At 73.6% G+C, this 19624-nt stretch carries 16 protein-coding genes and 2 pseudogenes; 13 read left to right on the forward strand and 5 right to left on the reverse strand.

Annotated features, from left to right (window positions below):
- The first annotated feature begins 86 nt into the window (after positions 1-86).
- Together OVA14_RS09820 and OVA14_RS13915 are read left to right on the forward strand one after the other, a co-directional pair.
- Positions 87-977 (forward strand): metallophosphoesterase, encoded by an 891-nt coding sequence (locus OVA14_RS09820; RefSeq protein ID WP_267503705.1) that lies wholly within the window; start codon positions 87-89, stop codon positions 975-977.
- Positions 978-986: 9 nt separating this feature from the next.
- Positions 987-1903 (forward strand): annotated as a pseudogene (locus tag OVA14_RS13915) (tyrosine-type recombinase/integrase).
- Here OVA14_RS13915 and OVA14_RS09830 read toward each other — a convergent pair.
- Positions 1866-2402, reverse strand: coding sequence for a M23 family metallopeptidase (locus OVA14_RS09830; RefSeq protein WP_267503706.1), 537 nt, complete (start codon positions 2400-2402; stop codon positions 1866-1868). The pseudogene OVA14_RS13915 and the gene OVA14_RS09830 overlap by 38 nt on opposite strands.
- Before the next feature lie 261 nt (positions 2403-2663).
- Here OVA14_RS09830 and rpsB point away from each other — a divergent pair, with 261 nt between their 5' ends.
- The 8 genes from rpsB (at position 2664) to OVA14_RS09870 (ending at position 8485) form a co-directional block, all read left to right on the forward strand.
- Complete coding sequence (rpsB, locus tag OVA14_RS09835) at positions 2664-3554, forward strand: 30S ribosomal protein S2 (RefSeq protein WP_267503707.1); 891 nt, start codon at positions 2664-2666, stop codon at positions 3552-3554.
- Positions 3555-3568: 14 nt separating this feature from the next.
- Positions 3569-4396: a translation elongation factor Ts gene (tsf, locus tag OVA14_RS09840; RefSeq protein ID WP_267503708.1), complete on the forward strand. Its 828-nt coding sequence runs from the start codon at positions 3569-3571 to the stop codon at positions 4394-4396.
- A 223-nt stretch (positions 4397-4619) separates the two neighbouring features.
- The gene (gene pyrH / locus OVA14_RS09845) at positions 4620-5333 is read left to right on the forward strand and encodes a UMP kinase (protein WP_267503709.1); all 714 of its coding nucleotides are present in this window, start codon (positions 4620-4622) and stop codon (positions 5331-5333) included.
- Positions 5334-5380: 47 nt separating this feature from the next.
- Positions 5381-5935, forward strand: a complete 555-nt coding sequence (gene frr, locus OVA14_RS09850; RefSeq protein WP_267503710.1) for a ribosome recycling factor — start codon at positions 5381-5383, stop codon at positions 5933-5935.
- 37 nt (positions 5936-5972) lie between these two features.
- On the forward strand, positions 5973-6905 hold the full coding sequence (locus OVA14_RS09855; protein ID WP_267503711.1) for a phosphatidate cytidylyltransferase: 933 nt from the start codon (positions 5973-5975) through the stop codon (positions 6903-6905).
- Between the two features lie 29 nt (positions 6906-6934).
- Positions 6935-7483, forward strand: coding sequence for a DivIVA domain-containing protein (locus OVA14_RS09860; RefSeq protein WP_267503712.1), 549 nt, complete (start codon positions 6935-6937; stop codon positions 7481-7483).
- Between the two features lie 79 nt (positions 7484-7562).
- Positions 7563-8201, forward strand: coding sequence for a transglycosylase SLT domain-containing protein (locus OVA14_RS09865; protein WP_267503713.1), 639 nt, complete (start codon positions 7563-7565; stop codon positions 8199-8201).
- The gene (locus OVA14_RS09870) at positions 8201-8485 is read left to right on the forward strand and encodes a hypothetical protein (RefSeq protein WP_267503714.1); all 285 of its coding nucleotides are present in this window, start codon (positions 8201-8203) and stop codon (positions 8483-8485) included. The genes OVA14_RS09865 and OVA14_RS09870 overlap by 1 nt, the downstream gene beginning before the upstream one ends.
- Before the next feature lie 18 nt (positions 8486-8503).
- Here the strand turns inward: OVA14_RS09870 and OVA14_RS09875 are convergent, their stop codons facing one another.
- Complete coding sequence (locus tag OVA14_RS09875; RefSeq protein ID WP_267503715.1) at positions 8504-9571, reverse strand: AI-2E family transporter; 1068 nt, start codon at positions 9569-9571, stop codon at positions 8504-8506.
- A 659-nt stretch (positions 9572-10230) separates the two neighbouring features.
- Between OVA14_RS09875 and OVA14_RS09880 the strand changes: the two genes are divergently transcribed.
- Together OVA14_RS09880 and OVA14_RS09885 are read left to right on the forward strand one after the other, a co-directional pair.
- A complete protein-coding gene (locus OVA14_RS09880) occupies positions 10231-11712 on the forward strand; it encodes a hypothetical protein (RefSeq protein WP_267503716.1) in 1482 nt (493 codons plus the stop codon).
- Positions 11709-12650 (forward strand): tetratricopeptide repeat protein, encoded by a 942-nt coding sequence (locus OVA14_RS09885; protein WP_267503717.1) that lies wholly within the window; start codon positions 11709-11711, stop codon positions 12648-12650. Before OVA14_RS09880 ends, OVA14_RS09885 begins: the two co-directional genes overlap by 4 nt.
- 60 nt (positions 12651-12710) lie before the next feature.
- Here the strand turns inward: OVA14_RS09885 and glgB are convergent, their stop codons facing one another.
- From glgB to OVA14_RS09900, 3 genes and pseudogenes are all read right to left on the reverse strand, one after another.
- Positions 12711-14852: a 1,4-alpha-glucan branching protein GlgB gene (gene glgB / locus OVA14_RS09890; RefSeq protein WP_420710586.1), complete on the reverse strand. Its 2142-nt coding sequence runs from the start codon at positions 14850-14852 to the stop codon at positions 12711-12713.
- Positions 14849-16441 (reverse strand): alpha-1,4-glucan--maltose-1-phosphate maltosyltransferase, encoded by a 1593-nt coding sequence (locus tag OVA14_RS09895; protein ID WP_267503718.1) that lies wholly within the window; start codon positions 16439-16441, stop codon positions 14849-14851. Before OVA14_RS09895 ends, glgB begins: the two co-directional genes overlap by 4 nt.
- A 196-nt stretch (positions 16442-16637) precedes the next feature.
- A pseudogene (locus tag OVA14_RS09900) lies at positions 16638-17003 on the reverse strand (maltotransferase domain-containing protein); the annotation flags it as partial.
- A gap of 71 nt (positions 17004-17074) precedes the next feature.
- Between OVA14_RS09900 and glgP the strand changes: the two are divergent.
- Positions 17075-19612 carry an alpha-glucan family phosphorylase gene (gene glgP, locus OVA14_RS09905; protein ID WP_267503719.1) on the forward strand — a complete coding sequence of 846 codons (2538 nt, stop codon included), beginning with the start codon at positions 17075-17077 and terminating at the stop codon, positions 19610-19612.
- Positions 19613-19624 lie beyond the last annotated feature (12 nt).

Genomic DNA, 19624 nt, shown 5'->3' on the forward strand with positions numbered 1-19624 from the left:
ACCAGCGTCCGGAGGGCGCGCGGCACGAACGGCGCGCGCCGCGCGGCACTGCGCGCGCGCCCACGGGCGACGGCTAGCCTGAGCCCGTGCACGGCCAGCATCCGGCCCCCGAGGCCGTCATCGTCCACCTGAGCGACACCCATCTGCTCGCAGGCGGCGCGCCGCTCGCGGGCCTCGTCGACACCGAGGGCCACCTGCGCGACGTCGCCGCCCGGCTCGGCGTCGCGGCCCGCGACGCCGATGTGATCGTCGTCTCCGGCGACGTCGCCGACCGCGGGGAGCCGGAGGCCTACGCCCTCGCGCGCGAGATCCTCGAGCCCGTCGCCGCCGCGCTCGGCGTGCCCATCGCCTGGGCGGCCGGGAACCACGACGAGCGCGCCCCGATGCGCGCGGCGCTGGGGCTGCCGGGCGAGGGCGCGGCGCCCATCGATCACGTGCTCGACCTCGGTCGCCTCCGCATCGTGGTGCTCGACTCGAGCCTCCCCGGCTGGCACCACGGCGGCTTCGACCCCGGCCAGGACGCATGGCTCGACGCCGCGCTCGCCGATCCGCCCGAGCTCGGCACGCTGCTCGTCGTGCACCACCCGCCGCTGCCGTACCGGAGCAGGCTCATGCGGCTGCTCGAGTTCCGCGACGAGGCTCGCCTCGCCGAGCTCGTCCGGGACCGCGGCGTGCGCGCGATCCTCTCGGGGCACCTCCACATCGACGGCTCGGGCACGCTCGCGGGCGTCCCCGTCGTGCTCGCGGGCGCCACGAGCTACGCCGACGACCTCGGCGGCCCGCCGCCCGCGATGCACGGCATCGACGCCGCGCAGACCTTCACCCTGCTCGAGGTCTACGCCGACCGCGTCGCGCACTCGGTCGTGCCCGCCCTCCCGCACCCCTCGCGGGAGTCGATCCCCGCCGAGCTCGCCGAGCGTCTGGCCGCCATGGACCCTGCGGAGCGCGCGGAGCGCTTCAGCCGGAAGCCGGACTAGGCGGTGGACGTGCAGCTCCAGGAGGCCGTCGAGGGCTACCTCGTGCACCTGGCGCGCGAGCGCGGCAGCTCGCCGCACACGGTGCGCGCCTACCGCGGCGACCTCGAGGGCCTCGCGGCGCACTGCGCCGCGGCGGGCATCGCCTCGACAGCGCAGCTCGACCTCGACGCCGTGCGCGACTGGCTCTTCGAGGCCTCGGAGGCGGGGCTCGCCAAGGCCACGATCGCCCGCCGCGGCGCCGCTGTCAGGGGGCTCGCCCACTGGATCGCCGCGCACGGCCCGGAGGAGGACCGCGGCGACGACCTCGGCGGGCGGCTCCGGTCGCCGAAGCTCGACAGGCACCTGCCGCGCGTCGTCGCGCGACCCGCGATGGACGCGATGCTCGCGGGCCTCGCCGCCGAGGCCGCCGAGGGCGATGCCGCCGCGCTCCGCGACCTCGCGGTGGTCGAGCTGCTGTACGCGAGCGCGCTGCGGGTGAGCGAGCTCGTCGGGCTCGACGTCGACGACGTCGACCTCGAGCGGCTCACGGTGCGCGTCACCGGGAAGGGCGCGAAGGAGCGAGTCGTGCCCTTCGGCCGGCCGGCGCTCGACGCGGTCGTCGACTGGCTGCGCATCGGCCGCCCCCAGGCTCGCGCGCGAGGCCAGCGGCGCGGCGCTCCTGCTCGGGTCGCGGGGCGGCAGGCTCGGCCAGCGGCGCGTGCACGAGGCTCGTCACGCGCCTGCTCGAGGGCGCGCCCGGCGGAGGCCCGCACGGGCCGCACGCGCTGCGGCACACGGCCGCGACCCACCTGCTCGACGGCGGCGCCGACCTCCGCGCGGTGCAGGAGCTGCTCGGGCACGCGAGCCTCGGCACGACGCAGATCTACACGCACGTCTCGCTCGACCGGCTCACGGAGGCGTACCGGACGGCGCACCCCAGGGCGTAGCGCGCAGCGCATCGCCCCTCGCGCCGGGCGGCGACGCCCGGGCGTCGTCGTCGGCGCGCTTCCGCTCGGGGCCGAGCGGCAGCAGCACGGGCCGCTCGCGGCCCAGCAGCGGCAGCGGATCGACGTAGGCGCCCCCGAGCCGCGCGCCGAGGTGCAGCGCCGAGCCGTCGCCGTGGCCCGCGAGCAGCGTGCCGATGCGGTCGCCCCGCGCGACCGCCTCGCCCTCGGCCACCGCGGGCTCCACGGGCTCGAAGGAGGACACGAGGCCGTCGGCGTGGTCGATCGACACGACGGGCCTGCCCGCCACCATCCCCGCGAAGCGCACGACCCCGTCGGCGGGCGCGAGCACGGCGTCGCCCGGCGAGGCGGCGAGGTCGATGCCGCGATGGCCGGGGCCGTAGGCGTGGGCGGGCGGGTCGAAGGGCCGCTCGACGGCGCCCGGCGGCACGGGCCAGAGCCAGGCGCCGGCGGCGAGCAGCAGGAGGGCGAAGGATCGCATGCGCCGAGGGTGCCGCGTCGGCGCCGCCTGCCGCGCCGCGACGGGGAGCGCGGTGGAGAGCGGGGTCGTCCGAGCGGGCCCCGCCGGTGTAGCATGGTCGGGCATCGCGCGTGCGCGGTGACTTCGCGCGTCCATCACGGCGGCACTCCCACTCGGTCCTCGCACCAGGCTCCTGCCTGGCGTGCGGCGGGAGCGCGTCAGGGCGCCAGGGGCACGGCCGTCCGGCCGCGCCGGCAACCGGAACAGAAGAAGGAGGCGGCCATGGCCGTCGTCACCACTCGCCAGCTGCTCGACAGCGGCGTCCACTTCGGGCACCAGACCCGTCGCTGGAACCCCAAGATGAAGCGCTTCATCTTCACGGAGCGCTCGGGCATCTACATCATCGACCTCCAGCAGTCGCTCGCCTACATCGACAAGGCGTACGACTTCGTCAAGGAGACCGTCTCGCACGGCGGCACGATCCTCTTCGTGGGCACGAAGAAGCAGGCCCAGGAGTCGATCGCCGAGCAGGCGACGCGCGTGGGCCAGCCCTACGTCAACCAGCGCTGGCTGGGCGGCCTCCTCACGAACTTCAACACGGTCTCCAAGCGCCTCGGCCGCATGAAGGAGCTCGAGGAGATCGACTTCGACGACACCACGCAGGGCTACACGAAGAAGGAGCTCCTGCTCAAGCGGCGCGAGCTGCTCAAGCTGCAGAAGTCGCTGGGCGGCATCCGCAACCTGCAGCGCACGCCCTCGGCGATCTGGATCGTCGACACCAACAAGGAGCACCTCGCGGTCGACGAGGCGAAGAAGCTGGGCATCCCGGTCATCGCCATCCTCGACACGAACTGCGACCCCGACGACGTGCAGTTCCCGATCCCGGGCAACGACGACGCCATCCGCTCGGTCGCGCTGCTCACGAAGATCGTGGCCGACGCGGCCGCCGAGGGCCTCATGCAGCGCCACGGCGGTGCCGAGGCCGAGGCCGAGCCCATGGCCGAGTGGGAGCGCGAGCTCCTCGAGAACCCGGCGCCCGCCGAGGAGGCCGCTGAGGCCCCCGCCGCCGAGGCTCCCGCCGCTGAGGCCGAGGCCGCCGAGGCCCCCGCCGCCGAGGCCGAGGCGCCCGCCGCCGAGACCACCGAGGACGCCGCGGCGTCCGACGCCAAGTAAGGGGAGCGCACCACATGGCATCCATCAGCATCGCCGACCTCAAGATGCTGCGCGAGCAGCTCGGCACGGGCATGAGCGACACGAAGGCTGCGCTCGAGGAGGCCGGCGGCGACGTCGAGAAGGCCACCGAGATCCTGCGCCTCAAGGGCGCCAAGGGCAACGCGAAGCGTGCCGACCGCTCCACGAGCGAGGGCCTCGTCGCCGCCGCGGAGGGCGAGGGCGCCACGACGCTCATCGCGCTCGGCTGCGAGACGGACTTCGTCGCGAAGAACGAGAAGTTCATCGCGCTCGCGGAGAAGGTCGTCGCGGCGGTCGCCGCCGCCGGCGCCACCGACGTGGCCTCGGCGCTCGCCGCCCCGGCGGAGTCGGGCACCGTGCAGTCGGTCATCGAGGAGCAGGCCGCCACCATCGGCGAGAAGGTCGAGCTCACCAAGGTGGCCCGCATCGCGGGCGCCGAGCGCGCCGTGTACCTGCACCGCACGTCGAAGGACCTGCCCCCGCAGGTCGGCGTCGTCGTGGCCTACGAGGGCTCGGACGCCGACACGGCCCGCGCCGTCGCGCAGCACATCGCGATGTTCGACCCGACCTACGTCACGCGCGACGAGGTCCCGGCCGACGCCATCGAGAAGGAGCGCGCGCTCGTCACCGAGATCGCGCTCGGCGAGGGCAAGCCCGAGGGCGCCCTTCCGAAGATCATCGAGGGCCGCCTCACGGGCTTCTTCAAGCAGATCGTCCTGCTCGACCAGGACTACGCTCGCGACAACAAGCAGTCGGTCGCCAAGGTGCTCGAGGCCGCAGGCCTCACGGTCACCGGCTTCGCCCGCTTCAAGGTCGGCGCGTAGGCACGATCCGCAGCACCAGAGGCCCGGGGGAGACCCCGGGCCTCTGCCGCATCCGGGGCCCGGGCCGGGGCGAGTGCAGGCCCGGGCCTCCGTCGTGCGCGGGCACGGCGCGAGGGCGGTCTCGGCGCCGGCGCCCCGCCGAGCACGGGCCGGCGGCCGCGCCCGACAGGGTAGGCTCGTGGACGGCCCGCGCCCGGGTCGCCATCCCCGATCTGGAGGACCCATGCCGACCACCCCGCGCCGCAGAGTCCTCCTGAAGCTCTCGGGCGAGTCGTTCGGCGCGGGCAGCCTGGGCGTCGACCCCGACGTCGTGCAGTCGATCGCCCGCCAGATCGCCGAGGCGAGCGAGACCGTCGAGATCGCGATCGTCGTGGGCGGCGGCAACTTCTTCCGCGGCGCGGAGCTCAGCAAGCGCGGCATTGACCGCGGCCGCGCCGACTACATGGGCATGCTCGGCACCGTCATGAACGCGCTCGCGCTGCAGGACTTCCTCGAGCAGGCGGGCGCCGAGACGCGCGTGCAGTCGGCCATCCAGATGACGCAGGTCGCCGAGCCCTACATCCCGCGCCGCGCCGAGCGCCACCTCGAGAAGGGCCGCGTCGTGATCTTCGGCGCCGGCGCCGGGCTGCCCTACTTCTCCACCGACACGGTCGCGGCGCAGCGTGCGCTCGAGATCGACGCGGTGCAGGTGCTCGTCGCCAAGAACGGCGTCGACGGCGTCTACTCGGCCGACCCCAAGCAGGATCCCGAGGCGACGCGCTTCGACGAGATCACCTACCAGGACGCGCTCGTGCGCGGCCTCAAGGTGGTCGACTCCACGGCCTTCAGCCTCTGCATGGACAACCGGATGCCGATGCGGGTGTTCGGCATGGAGGGCGAGCGCCAGCTCACGCGCGCGATCCTGGGCGAGCCCGTCGGCACGCTCGTGCGCGCCTGAGCATCCAGCCCGCCCTCGCATACACTCGACACGACGGAAGGAACCCCGTGATCAGCGACGTTCTGGCTTCGGCCAAGGAGAAGATGGCCCAGTCGATCGAGGTCGCCAAGGACGACTTCGCGACGGTGAGCGCCGGCCGGGCGAACCCCGCGCTGTTCCAGCGGCTCAACGTCGACTACTACGGCTCGCCGACGCCGCTCGTGCAGCTCGCCGGCTTCCAGCAGCCCGACGCGCGCACGCTCGTCATCACGCCCTTCGACAAGAGCGCGCTCAAGGAGATCGAGCGCGCGATCGTCAACGCGCCCCACCTGGGCGTCAGCCCCTCGAACGACGGCTCGATCGTCCGCGTGGTCATGCCGGAGCTCACCGAGGAGCGCCGCAGGGACTACGTGAAGATCGTCAAGGACAAGGCCGAGCAGGCCCGCGTCGCGCTCCGCAACGTCCGCCGCCAGGCGATGACCGACCTCGACAAGCTCACGGGCGAGGTGGGCGACGACGAGATCGCCCGCGCCGAGAAGGAGCTCGAGGCCGAGACGAAGAAGGCCGTCGAGGCCATCGACGACGCCCTGAAGAAGAAGGAAGCCGAGCTCCTCGAGGTCTGACCGACCTGGGGCCAGCACGGTGATCCGGAGGCAGCGCGTGCCCAAGGAGCAGCATCGCAGCGCCGCCGAGATCGAGGCGCAGATCCAGGCGCAGATCCACGCCGCGCGCGACCAGATCGAGGCGACGCGGGCGCGCGTGAACAAGCGCACGGGCCGCGACCTCGCGGCCGCGGTGCTCATCGCGCTCGCGCTCGGCGGCGGCCTGCTCGCGAGCCTCCTGTGGGTCAAGGCGCTGTTCCTGGTCTTCGCCACAGCCCTCGTGGGCTTCGCGCTGTACGAGCTCGCGAGCGCGCTGCGCTTCGCCGGGCGCGACGTGCCTCGCATCCCGCTCGTGCTGCTGGGCTGCGCGATCCTGCCGATCACGTACTTCCTGGGCCCGGCGGGCCTGTGGTGGTCGACGCTCGGCGCGATCGCGGTGGTCGCCGTCGTGCGGCTCGTCGAGCTCGCGGATCCCGCGACGCGCCGGGGCGGGCGCGCGGTGCTGCAGGACGTCGCGGGCGGCGCGCTCTGCATCGCCTACGTCGCGGTGCTGGGCGCCTTCGCGGTGCTGCTGACGGCGCAGGACGGCGGCGAGTGGTGGACGCTCGCGATGATCATCATGACCACGGTCATCGACACCGGAGCGCTCGCGGTCGGCGTGTGGCTCGGGCGCACCAAGCTCGCGCCCCGCATCAGCCCCGGGAAGACCTGGGAGGGCCTCGCGGGCGGCGCCCTCGCGGCGACCGCCGCCGGCATCCCGCTCTCGATCCTCATGCTGGGCCAGGAGTGGTGGTTCGGCATCGTGCTCGCCGGGCTGCTCGTCGTGACCGCGACGGTGGGCGACCTCGCCGAGTCGATCATCAAGCGCGACCTCGGCATCAAGGACATCGGCTCGTTCCTGCCGGGCCACGGCGGCTTCCTCGATCGCCTCGACTCGATCCTGCCGAGCGCGGTCGTCATGATGGCCCTCTTCCAGATCGTGCACGCCTGAGCCCGCGCGCCGCTGGCATGATGGTGACGATGAGCACGTTCCCGAGAGCCCGCCGATCGCAGCCCGGCTACGACATCGAGCAGGTCGAGGACTTCCTCGAGGACGCGCGTCGCGCGTACGCGACCGACGTCCGCGCGGCCACGGCCATCGACTCCTCGGCGATCCGCCGCATGAGCTTCTCCATGCAGAAGGGCGGCTACTCGCCCGCCCACGTCGACGCCGCGCTCGAGCGCCTCGAGGAGGCCTTCGCGCGGCGCGAGCACGAGCGGGGCGTGCTCGAGCACGGCGAGGCCGCCTGGTTCGCGAAGGTGCGCGAGCGCGCCGAGGAGACCCTCGCGCTGCTGCGCCGGCCCGACCAGGAGCGCTTCCGCAGGGTCAGCCGCATCTCGCGCGGCTACCGCGTCGCCGAGGTCGACCGCTTCGCGGCCCGCATCGCCGACTATCTCTCCGACGGGCCCGACATGTCGCCGCGCGAGGTGCGCACGGTGCAGTTCGACCCGCAGTTCGGCGGCTACGACGAGGACGAGGTCGACCAGCTGCTCGACACCGTCGTCAGCCTCATGCTCGCGGTGCGCTGACCGCGCGGGACGCGAGGGGCGGGCGCCCGAGCCCGCCGGCCCTGGGCGTCGTTACCGAACCGTGATACCGTCGACGATCGTGTTCACCCGTCCCGGAGGCTCCCGCGCGCGCTCGACGCGCACCCGTGGCGTGCTCTCGGGCCTCGCGCTGCTCGCCGTCGCGGGCATCGCGCTCGTCTCGGTCGCCGCGACGCCCTCCGCGCAGGTGATGGCCGAGCCCGCCTCGCTGCAGAGCGAGCAGCGTCCCGGCCAGGCCCTCGGCGAGGTCACGGGCGAGCAGGCGGCGTTCGTGCGCGACACCATCGTCGTCCACACCCCGACCCCGACGCCCACGCCGGAGCCCGTCGCTGCCGCCCCGGCGTCCGGCGGCTCCTCGGCGGCCTCGATCAGCATCCCCGCGGTCGCGGCGCCGGATCCCGGCAGCGCCCAGGCGATCGCGCGCGATCTCGTGCGCGCCCGCGGATGGGGCGACGACCAGTACTCCTGCCTGTACAGCCTGTGGCAGAAGGAGTCGAACTGGAACGTCTACGCGCAGAACGCCTCGAGCGGCGCGTACGGCATCCCGCAGGCGCTGCCCGGCTCGAAGATGGGCTCCGTCGGCGGCGACTGGCGCACGAACCCCGTGACGCAGATCCAGTGGGGCCTCGGCTACATCGCCGGCCGCTACGGCACGCCCTGCGGAGCCTGGGGCCATTCGCAGTCCGTCGGCTGGTACTGATGCCCTCGCGGCGCCCCCGCCGGCGCGGCGGGGAGCACGTGCCGCTCGACGTCGACCGCCTGCTGCAGGGCGTCGCGCGCGTGGAGCACCGCGCGGGCGCCGAGTGGCACGTGCAGCCGATCGGTGCCCGATCGGCCGTCAAGGACTACGCGTGCCCCGGCTGCGGCGGCACGATCCCGCCGCAGATGCCCCACCTCGTCGTGTGGCGGGCCGACTCGATCTTCGGCGATCGCGCGATCGAGGACCGGCGGCACTGGCACCCGGGGTGCTGGCGCGCGAGCTGAGGCCCGCGGCGCCCCGCCCTACTTCGCGTCCTGCCTCGGTATGACGACCTCCTTGAGGATCAGCTGCACCGCCGCGGCGACCGGGATCGCGACGAGCGCGCCGAGGATGCCGAGCAGCGTGCCGCCGATGAGCGCCGAGAGCACGACGACGACGCCCGGCACCTTCACCGCGCGGTTCATGATCTGCGGGCTGATCACGTAGGCCTCGAGCTGCATGTAGATCAGGTACCAGATCGCCACGGGCAGCGCGGTCTCGGGGCCGTCGAGCAGCAGCACGAGCAGCGAGATCACGACCGACGCCGAGATGGTGCCGACGAGCGGGATGGTCGAGGCGATGAGCGCGAGGAAGGCGTAGACGCCCGCCAGCTGCGAGCCGACGATCGAGAGCACCGCGAACGACAGGATGCCGTTCAGGAGGCCGAGCCCGGCCTGGCCGAGCACGAAGCGGCCGACGGAGCGCATGATCTGCTCGGCGATCTCGATGAACTTCGGGCGCGAGGTCGCCGGGACCAGGCGGTACATGCCCGACTTGAGCGAGGGCATCGAGCCCGTGAAGTAGAGCATGAGCACGACCACGATGAGGCCGCCGCCGATGGCGAAGGCGACCTGGCCGAGGCCCGTCACGAGGCCCGAGGTGATGTTCGCGACCCACGGGGGCAGCGTCGACCAGGTCTCGGGGTCGGTGATCGCGCCCGTGACCTGCTCGATGATGAGATCGATGTCGATGGCGGGGAACGTCGTCTCGACCCAGTCGCGCACGTTGTCGAGCGCGCCGCCCTCGATCTCGCGCACGATCGACTGCACCAGCGTCGAGAACTGGGCGACGATCGTCGGCACGATGAGCCAGATGGCGCCCACGAGCGCGCCGACGATGAGCACGAAGACCGTGAGCACGGCCGCCCAGCGCGGGAAGCGGCGCCGGATGAGGAACTGGATGAGCGGCTCGATGCCGAGCGCGAGGAAGATGCCCGCGAAGGCCCAGACGAGCACGGTGCTCACCTGCTGCACCGCGACGCCGATGACGATCGCGAGCAGCACGCCCAGGCCGCCGACGAGCCCGAGCAGGAAGCCGTTCTTGATCTTCACGCTCGGCATCCTAGGCGCGCGCCCCGGGCGGCCCGCCCAGGCGCGCGGCAGCGGAGGAGCGCTCTGGCACAGGTGCGGGCTTGGCAGCGCACGGGTGCCGTCGGTACCCTGGAGGCTTGCCCGCTCCGTGCCGTCGCCCGCGACGGCCCGCCGGACCCGCCGGCGAGCGTGAAAGGACCTCTGACCCGTGCGATACGTACTCGCGGCCGTGAGCCTCGTGCTCTCGCTCGTGCTGCTCGGCCTCGGGGTCGCCCAGCGCACGATCTGGGCCCCGCCGGACACGATCGTCGCGCAGCTCGAGGAGACGGCCGACGTGCCCGTGCTCGTGCTCGGCGGCGACGTCATGAACGCCCACGACGGCCGCCAGGCGGTCGTCGTGCGCGGCGAGGGCCAGGTCACCGCGGTCGTCGGCCGCGACCACGACGTCGAGGGCTGGGTCGGCGAGTCCGCCCACGGCACCGTCGCGATCGACGCCTCCGACCGGCTCGAGCTGCAGCGCTCGGGGGGCGAGGACGCCGAGCTCCCCGCGCTCGCCGGCAACGACATGTGGATCGAGGAGCACGTGGGCGACGGCGAGGTGCGCTTCGCGGTCGACCTGCCCGTCGGCTACTCGATCGCGATCGCGGGCGAGCCGGGCGCCGCGGCTCCCGCCGACGTGCGTGTCGAGTGGCCCTTCGACGCGAAGACGCCGCTCTTCGGGCCGCTCATCACGGCAGGGCTCGTGCTCCTCGCCCTCGCGCTGCTGCTCTTCCTGCTCGCGCTCCGCAGCCACCGACGCCGTCGCGGCCCGCAGCGCCGCTCGCACCGCGAGCCTGAGCCGCGCGGAGCGCCGCGCGCTGCAGCGCGAGGCCCGTGAGGGGCTGCCGCGACCGCAGCGCGCCATCGAGGCGGGTGCCGCGGAGCCCGTCGAGCAGCAGCGCCCGGACGACGCGGACGCCGCGACGCCTGAGGGCGCAGACGCCGGGACCGCGACGCCCGGGGCACCCGAGGCCGAGGACCCGGCGCAGGGCGCCGAGGCCGACGGCCGCGCCCCCGACGCCGAGCGCCGGGAGCGCCCGGGCACGGCCGAGCGCCGGGCGGCACGACCGAGCCTCCGCCGCCGCCTCGGGCTCGTCGCGCTGCCGGCCGCCGCCGTCGTCGCGCTCACGGGCTGCGGGCCGCAGTACTGGCCGAGCGCCGAGCCGTCGACGACCGAGGCGGAGCCCACGCCCACGAGCCTCGAGGACACGCTGCCCCCGGTCGCCGTCACCGAGAACCAGTTCTCGCGCATCCTCGAGGACACGCGCGAGGTCGCAGCTTCGGCCGATGAGGCCCTCGACGGTGACGCCGCCTCCACGCGGATCGGGGGGCCGATGCTCGACGCGCGTCGCACCAACTACGAGGTGCGGGCGGCCGACGGCGAGCTCCCCGCCGCGACGGGCATCCCCGACGGCGAGATCGAGCTGCTGCTGCCGCAGCAGACGGAGACCTGGCCGCGCACGGTGCTCGCCGTGGTCGGCTGGCAGGACGAGACGCAGACGCAGGCCGCCCTCATGTTCGAGCAGGCGAGCGCCCGCACGAACTACCGCCTCGTGTACCAGACGAGCCTCGTCTCCGGCGTGCAGCTCCCGCCGGTGGCGAGCCCGACGATCGGCGCGGCGAGCCTCCCGCAGGACACGCCGCTGCTGCAGCAGCGGCCGAGCCAGGTGACGATGGCCTACGCCGACTTCCTGCTGCGGGGCCAGGACTCCGAGTACGCCGCATGGTTCGCCGAGGAGGATCCGCTCGACGCGGTGATCGGCAGGACGTTCAAGGACGAGCAGATCGCGAAGCCGGAGTTCGAGCTGTCGAACCTCGAGTGGTCCGCCGCTGAGGACGAGCAGCCGCCGCTGCTGCTCGTGACGAACGACGGCGGCGTGCTCCTCGCGACCTCCTACGTGGAGACGCAGCGCACCACGCCGAAGGAGGAGGGCGTCACGATCTCGGCCGGGGCGGGTGCCGGCGTCCTGTCCGGCGTCGAGGACTCAGAATCGGGCATCGAGACGCAGTACCAGGTGCAGCTCCTGCTGTCGATCCCGCCCGCCGACGCTCCCGAGGGCGCTCGCGTGCAGGTGGTCGGCTACAGCCAGGCGCTGCTCGCAGCGAGGGAGATGGGACGATGACCGCAGAGCAGCAGCTGCCTTCGATGGGGGGCGCGGTCGATCTGTCCGCGCTCGCGGCGCGCCACGCGCAGCCCGCGCAGCCGCAGCAGCAGTCCGCCGAGGGCGGCGCCCAGGGCGCGCCCGGCGTGATCGTCGACATCGCCGACGCCGAGTTCGGCGCGGTCGTCGAGCTCTCGAACCAGGTGCCCGTCATCGTCGACATCTGGGCCGAGTGGTGCGGGCCGTGCACGCAGCTCTCGCCCATGCTCGAGCGCCTCGTGGCCGGCTACGAGGGCCGCCTCGTGCTCGCGAAGATCGACGCCGACGCCAACCCGCAGCTCGTGCAGGCGTTCCAGGCGCAGTCGATCCCGACGGTCGCCGCCGTCATCGGCGGCCGCCCCGTGCCGCTGTTCACGGAGGCGATCCCGGAGGAGCAGGTGCGCGACGTGCTCGAGCAGGTGCTCGCCTTCGCCGAGCAGCAGGGCGTGACGGGCCGCGTGCCGGTGGAGGGCGCAGCGGCGCCCGCCGAGCCCGAGCCGGACCCCGTGCCGCCGCTGCACCAGGAGGCGTACGACGCGCTCGAGGCCGGCGACCTGCCGACGGCGATCGCCGCCTTCGAGAAGGCGATCGCGCAGAACCCGCGCGACGCGGAGGCGATCGCGGGCCTCGCGCAGGTGCGCCTGCTCGAGCGCCTGCAGGGCAAGGGCGCCGACGAGGTGCGGGCCGCCGCGGGCGGCGCGCCCGACGACGTCGCGGCGCAGATGCTCGTCGCCGACCTCGACCTCTCCGGCGGCCATGTCGAGGACGCCTTCCTGCGCCTGCTCGACCTCATGGCGACGCTCGCGGGCGACGCGAAGCAGGACGTGCGGCTGCGCCTGCTCGACCACTTCGAGATCGTGGGCCTCGACGACCCGCGGGTCGCGGCCGCGCGCCGGCGCCTCACGACGCTGCTCTACTGACCGACGCGCGCGAGCATGCGGCGAGGGCCCCGCATCGCGCGGGGCCCTCGCCGCATGCTGTCAGCGCTTCGGCCGCAGGAGCAGGCCGGCGAGCGGCGGCACGGTGATGGTCGCGGACGCGGGACGCCCGTTCCACGCCTCGTCGCTCGCGCGCACCGAGCCGAGGTTGCCCATCCCTGAGCCGCCGAACTCCGTCGCGTCGGAGTTCACGAGCTCCTCCCACTCGCCCGCGAAGGGCAGGCCCAGGCGGTAGCCCTCGATGGGGCGGCCCGAGAAGTTCACGACCGCCGCGATCGGGTCCTCGCCCTCGCCCCAGCGGAGGAACGCGATGAGGTTGTCGGAGGAGTTGCCGCCGTCGATCCACTCGAAGCCGCCGGGCTCGTTGTCGCGCTGCCACAGCGCCTCGTGGTCGCGGTAGACCCGGTTGAGCTGCGCCACGAGGCCCATGAGGCCGCGGTGCATCGGCTGGTCGAGGATCCACCAGTCGAGGCCTCGCGCCTCGCTCCACTCGCTCGGCTGCCCGAACTCCTGGCCCATGAAGAGCAGCTGCTTGCCGGGATGCGCCCACATGAACGTCAGGTAGGCGCGCACGGAGGCGAGCTTCTGCCACTGGTCGCCCGGCATCTTGCCGAGCAGCGAGCCCTTGCCGTGCACGACCTCGTCGTGGCTGATCGGCAGCACGAACTGCTCCGAGAAGGCGTAGAGGAACGAGAACGTGATGTCGTGGTGGTGGTGCGAGCGGTACATCGGGTCGACCGCCATGTACTGGAGCGTGTCGTGCATCCAGCCCATGTTCCACTTCATGCCGAAGCCGAGGCCGTCGGCGTCCGTGGGGCGGGTGACGCCCGGCCAGGAGGTCGACTCCTCGGCGATCATGACGACGCCCGGGTGCCGGCGGTAGACGGTCGCGTTGGTCTCCTGCAGCAGCGCGATGGCCTCGAGGTGCTCGCGGCCGCCGTGGACGTTCGGCAGCCACTCGCCGTCCTTGCGGGAGTAGTCGAGGTAGAGCATCGACGCGACGGCGTCGACGCGCAGGCCGTCGACGTGGAACTCCTCCATCCAGTAGACGGCGTTCGCCACGAGGAAGTTCTTCACCTCCGGGCGGCCGAAGTCGAACACGTGCGTGCCCCAGTCGGGCTGGTCGCCGCGGCGCGGGTCCGGGTGCTCGTAGAGCGCGCGGCCGTCGAAGCGGGCGAGGGCCCACTCGTCCTTCGGGAAGTGGCCGGGCACCCAGTCGACGAGCACGCCGTAGCCGGCGCGGTGGAGGCGGTCGATGAGGTAGCGGAGGTCGTCCGGGTGGCCGAAGCGGCTCGTGGGGGCGTAGTAGCCCGTCACCTGGTAGCCCCACGAACCGCCGAAGGGGTGCTCGGCGAGCGGCAGGAACTCGACGTGGGTGAAGCCCGTGGCCTCGAGGTGCTCGATGAGCGCGTCGGCCATCTCGCGGTACGAGAGGCCGGGGCGCCACGAGCCGAAGTGCAGCTCGTAGATCGACATCGGGGCGTCGTGCGGGTCGCGCGCGGCGCGCGAGCGCATCCAGTCGTCGTCGCTCCACGCGAACCGGCTGCGGCCGATCTTCGACGCCGTCGCGGGCGGCACCTCCGTGTAGCGGGCCATCGGGTCGGCCCGGCTGACCCAGCCCTCGTCGGTGAGGATCTCGTACTTGTACGCGTGGTGCTCGAGGTCGCCGGGCACGAAGAGCTCCCACACCCCGCTCGAGCCCATCGTGCGCATCGGGTGGGCGCGGCCCACCCAGTCGTTGAAGTCGCCGACGATGCGCACCGCGTGCGCGTTGGGCGCCCAGACGGCGAAGGCGACGCCCGCGACGCCCTCGTGCTCGCGCAGCCGCGAGCCGAGCACCTTCCAGACCTCCTCGTGGCGGCCCTCCCGCCACAGGTGCAGGTCGAGCTCGCCGAGGGTCGGCGTGAAGCGGTAGGGGTCGTCGGCCTCGACCACGGTGCCGTCGTCGTACTCGGTGCGCAGGCGGTAGGGGCCCACGGGCCCATCGAGGCGCGCCTCCCACAGCCCGTGCCCGACGTGCGCCATCGCGGCCTCGGTCGCGCCGAGGACCGTGACGGCCCGCGCGAGGTGGCGCGTCGCGCGCACGACGTGGCCGTCGCCGTCCTGGTGGGCGCCCAGCGTGTCGTGCGGCTGCGGGTCGGCGCCGCCGGTCAGCCGCTGGATCGCGTGCTCGTCGAGGATCATGCGCGCGCCTTCCGGACGTGGATGATGTGGGCCGGCTCGACGAACGCGTCGAGGCGGACGAAGTCGTGGTCGCTCCAGGTCCAGGTCTGGCCCGTGATGAGGTCGTGCGCCTCGAACTGCTCGCCCGGCTGCAGGCCCAGCTTCGTCAGGTCGAGGTGCACGGTGGTCTCGCGCACCGAGTGCGGGTCGACGTTCGCGACGACGAGGATGACGTCATCCTCGCCGCTCTCGGTGAAGCGCCCCTCGACGCGCTTCGAGTAGACGAGCACGCTGTCGTCGTCCGACCAGTGCACGTCGAGCGCCCACAGCTGCCGGATCGCGGGGTGCGCCGCGCGGATCTCGTTGAGCTTCGCGATGTACGGGGCGATCGTCGTGCCGTTGCGGGCGGCCTTCGCCCAGTCGCGCGCCTTGTACTCGTACTTCTCGTTGTCGATGGCCTCCTCGGCACCGGGCCGCGCGACGTCCTCGATGAGCTCGTAGCCCGCGTACATGCCCCACGTCGGCACCGCGGTGGCCGCGATCGCGGCGCGCACCTTGAAGGCGGGCACCCCGCCGAACTGCAGGTACTCGGTGAGGATGTCGGGCGTGTTCACCCAGAACGCGGGCTTGAACCACGCCGCCTGCGGCCCGGTGACCTCGCGCAGGTACTCCTCGAGCTCGGCCTTCGTGTTGCGCCACGCGAAGTACGTGTAGGACTGCTGGAAGCCGACCTTGCCGAGCGCCTGCATCATCGCCGGGCGCGTGAACGCCTCGGCGAGGAAGACGATGTCCCCGTGGCGGGCGTTCGTCTCGCGGATGACGAGCTCCCAGAACCACAGCGGCTTCGTGTGCGGGTTGTCGACGCGGAAGATGCGCACGCCGCAGCCGATCCACTGGTCGAGGATCCGCCGCACCTCGGCGACGATGCCCTCGGGGTCGTTGTCGAAGTTGACGGGGTAGATGTCCTGGTACTTCTTCGGCGGGTTCTCGGCGAAGGCGATCGTGCCGTCGGGGAGCGTCGTGAACCACTCGGGGTGCTCGCGCACCCAGGGGTGGTCGGGCGCGGCCTGCAGCGCGAGGTCCATCGCCACCTCGAGGCCGAGGTCGGCCGCGGCGCCGACGAACGCGCGGAAGTCGTCGACCGTGCCGAGGTCGGGGTGGATCGTGTCGTGCCCGCCGTCCTTGGAGCCGATCGCCCACGGGCTGCCGGGGTCGCCGGGCTGCGGCGTGAGGGTGTTGTTCGGGCCCTTGCGGTTGACCTCGCCGATGGGGTGCACGGGCGGCAGGTAGACGACGTCGAACCCCATCTCCTTGACCGCGGGCAGGCGCTGCGCCGCCGTGCGGAAGGTGCCGGAGGTCCACGTGCCGTCGGGGTTCCGCACCGCCCCCTCGGAGCGCGGGAAGAGCTCGTACCAGGCGCCGACGGCCGCGCGCGTGCGCTCGACGCGCAGCCGCAGCGTCTCGGAGGCCGTGACGAGCGAGCGCGGCCTGCGGCGCTCCATGGCGTCGAGCACGTCGGGCGCGTTCACCGCGGCCCAGCGCTCGAGCACGGGATGCGTGCGGTCGGCGAGGCGGTCGGCCGCGGCGCGCAGCACCTCGGCGTCGCGCACGGCGGCCCCGTCGGCCAGGGGCGCGGCCGCGGGCCGTGCCGCGGTGGCGGCGCTCGCTGCGGGCTTGGGCGCGCCCTGGCGCTGCCCGCTCGCGCGCAGGCCGAGCCGCGGAGCGGCCGCCGGCGCTGCCGCTGCGGCTGCGGTAGGCTGCGGGCGCCGCGGGCGCCGCCTCGTCGGCGGCGCGGCGCAGCAGCTGCGCGCCGATCGTCGCCATGAGCTCGGCGTCGATGTCCGCGGCGATCTTGATCTCGGCGTTGTGGTGCCAGGTCGCCCACTCGTCGGCCCACGCCTCGACGTGCCACGACCACACGCCCTGCTCGTCGACGCGCGCGAGCGCGCGGTGCCGGTCGAGGCCGTCGCCGAGCGGCAGCATCGGGTGGCGCTGCTCGTGGCCGGCGGGGGAGCGCAGCACGAGGGTCACGCCGATGCGGTCGTGGCCCTCGCGGAACGCCGCGGCCTCGAAGGGCACGACGTCGCCGACCACCGCCTTCGCCGGGAACCGGTCGCCCGGCTGCTGCGGGGACAGGTCGAGCACGGGGATCCGGCCGGACAGGACATCCATCTGCTTCGCCACGATCCGACCCTAGCGAGCGCGCCTGCATGCGGACACCAGCCGCCACTAGGCTCTGGCGCGTGAGAGCGATCCGCAAGTTCACCGTCCGCACGTCCCTCCCCGCCCGCCTCGCGAGGCTCGACGCGCTCGCGTCGAACCTGCGGTGGTCGTGGCACGAGCCCACGCGCGAGCTCTTCCGCGAGATCTCGCTCGAGGGCTGGCGCGCCACGGGGCACGACCCCGTGCAGCTGCTCGGCTGGGTCGGCTCCGAGCGCCTCGAGGCGCTCGCCGCCGACGAGGCCTTCGTCGCGCGCGTCGACGCCCTCGCCGACGACCTCGACGACTACCTGTCGCAGGCGCGGTGGTACCAGTCGCTCGAGGGCGCGCCGGAGTCGATCGCGTACTTCTCGCCGGAGTTCGGCATCACGAGCGCCCTGCCGCAGTACTCGGGCGGCCTCGGCATCCTCGCGGGCGACCACCTCAAGGCCGCGAGCGACCTCGGCGTGCCGATCGTCGGCGTCGGGCTCTTCTACCAGGCGGGCTACTTCCGCCAGGCGATCAGCCGCGAGGGATGGCAGCAGGAGTCCTACCCCGTGCTCGACCCCGACGGGCTGCCGCTCACGATCCTCCGCGAGGCCGACGGCCGCCACGCGACCGTCGCGCTCGCGCTGCCGGGCGGGCGCACCCTGCACGCGCGCATCTGGCAGGCGACGGTCGGGCGCGTGCCGCTGCTGCTGCTCGACACGAACATCCACGAGAACGCCGACGAGCTGCGGCTCGTCGCCGACCGCCTCTACGGCGGCGCGGGCGAGCAGCGGCTCGAGCAGGAGCTGCTGCTCGGCATCGGCGGCGTCCGCGCGCTCGCGGTCTGGGCGCGCCTCACGGGCGCCGCAGCGCCGACCGTCTTCCACTCGAACGAGGGCCACGCCGGCTTCCTGGGCCTCGAGCGCATCTCGCAGCTCGTGCAGCAGGGGCTCGCGTTCGACGAGGCGCTGCGGGTCGTGCGCGCGGGCACGGTCTTCACGACCCACACGCCGGTGCCCGCGGGCATCGACCGCTTCGACGCGGGCCTCGTGCGTCGCCACCTCACCGAGGAGCTGCTGCCTGGCGTCGACGTCGAGCGCGCCCTCGCGCTCGGGGCCGAGGAGGATCCGGGCATCTTCAACATGGCGCAGCTGGGGTTCTCGATCGCGCAGCGCGCGAACGGCGTCTCGAAGCTCCACGGCGCGGTCAGCCGCTCGATGTTCCAGGACCGGTGGCCCGGCTTCGACGCCGAGGAGGTGCCGATCACGTCGGTGACGAACGGCGTGCACGCCCCCACCTGGACCTCGCCCATCCTCAAGCACCTCGCCGAGCGCGAGCTCGGCACGCAGGACACGACGCGCTGCGACTGGGCCTCGGAGACGGTCTCGGACGAGACCATCTGGGCCGCGCGCCGCGAGATGAAGCAGCACCTCGTCGACGAGGCGCGCGAGCGCACGCGCCGCAAGCACGAGCGCAACGAGGGCGCCGCGCCCGCGTGGATCGACGAGCTGCTCGACCCGGAGGCGCTCACGATCGGCTTCGCGCGCCGCGTGCCCACCTACAAGCGCCTCACGCTCATGCTCCACGACCGCGAGCGGCTGCGGGCGATCCTCACGAACCCGGAGCGCCCGGTGCAGCTCGTCGTCGCCGGCAAGTCGCACCCCGCCGACGAGGCGGGCAAGGCGCTCATCCAGGAGCTCGTGCGCTTCTCGCAGGAGCCCGCGGTGCGCGGCAGGATCGTCTTCCTCGAGAACTACGACATCAGCATGGCGAAGACGCTCTACCCCGGCTGCGACGTCTGGCTCAACAACCCGCTGCGCCCGCTCGAGGCTTGCGGCACGAGCGGCATGAAGGCGGCGCTCAACGGCTCGCTCAACCTGTCGATCCTCGACGGCTGGTGGGAGGAGTACTTCGACGGCCAGAACGGCTGGGCGATCCCCTCGGCGCACGAGCAGATGGACGCCGCCGAGCGCGACGCGTTCGAGGCGAACGCGCTCTACGACCTCATCGAGCGCCAGGTGGCGCCGCGCTTCTACGAGCGCGACCACCGCGGCCTGCCGACGGCGTGGATCGCCTCGATCCGCCACACGCTCGGCACGCTGAGCCCCGCGCTCTCGGCCGAGCGCATGCTCGCCGAGTACGTCACGCGGCTCTACGCGCCCGCGGCCGCCGCCGTCGCGGTCGCCTCGGCCGACGGCGCCGCGGCCGCGAAGGGCTTCGCGGCGTGGGCGAGCCGCGTGCGCGACGGCTTCGGCGCCGTCGAGGTGCACCACGTCGAGGTCGAGGGCGTCGATCGCTCGCCTGTCGTGGGCGACGACGTGCGCGTGCGCGCCTTCGTGGGCCTCGGCGCGCTGCGCCCGGAGGACGTGACCGTCGAGGTGGTCGCCGGCGCCATCACCGAGGAGGGCGAGCTGCGCGGGGCGCGCCACCACGAGCTGCTCCCGGCGGGTGCCGAGGAGGGCACGCACGCCTTCGAGGCGACGATCGCGATGGACCGCGCCGGCACCTTCGGCTACACGGTGCGCGTCGTGCCGCGGCACGCGATGCTCGCGTCGCCCGCCGAGCTCGGCCTCGTCGCGCACGCGCGGGCCTGAGCGGACCGCCGC

It is taken from the genome of Agrococcus sp. SL85, from assembly GCF_026625845.1.
Lineage (GTDB): Bacteria > Actinomycetota > Actinomycetes > Actinomycetales > Microbacteriaceae > Agrococcus.

Excerpts from the sequence above, each read along its gene's own strand:
- tsf (WP_267503708.1), top strand. The coding sequence starts at position 3,569 with ATGGCATCCATCAGCATCGCCGACCTCAAGATGCTGCGCGAGCAGCTC.
- OVA14_RS09860 (WP_267503712.1), top strand. The coding sequence starts at position 6,935 with ATGAGCACGTTCCCGAGAGCCCGCCGATCGCAGCCCGGCTACGACATC.
- OVA14_RS09870 (WP_267503714.1), top strand. The coding sequence starts at position 8,201 with ATGCCCTCGCGGCGCCCCCGCCGGCGCGGCGGGGAGCACGTGCCGCTC.
- glgB (WP_420710586.1), bottom strand. The coding sequence starts at position 14,852 with ATGATCCTCGACGAGCACGCGATCCAGCGGCTGACCGGCGGCGCCGAC.
- pyrH (WP_267503709.1), top strand. The coding sequence starts at position 4,620 with ATGCCGACCACCCCGCGCCGCAGAGTCCTCCTGAAGCTCTCGGGCGAG.
- OVA14_RS09885 (WP_267503717.1), top strand. The coding sequence starts at position 11,709 with ATGACCGCAGAGCAGCAGCTGCCTTCGATGGGGGGCGCGGTCGATCTG.
- OVA14_RS09830 (WP_267503706.1), bottom strand. The coding sequence starts at position 2,402 with ATGCGATCCTTCGCCCTCCTGCTGCTCGCCGCCGGCGCCTGGCTCTGG.
- rpsB (WP_267503707.1), top strand. The coding sequence starts at position 2,664 with ATGGCCGTCGTCACCACTCGCCAGCTGCTCGACAGCGGCGTCCACTTC.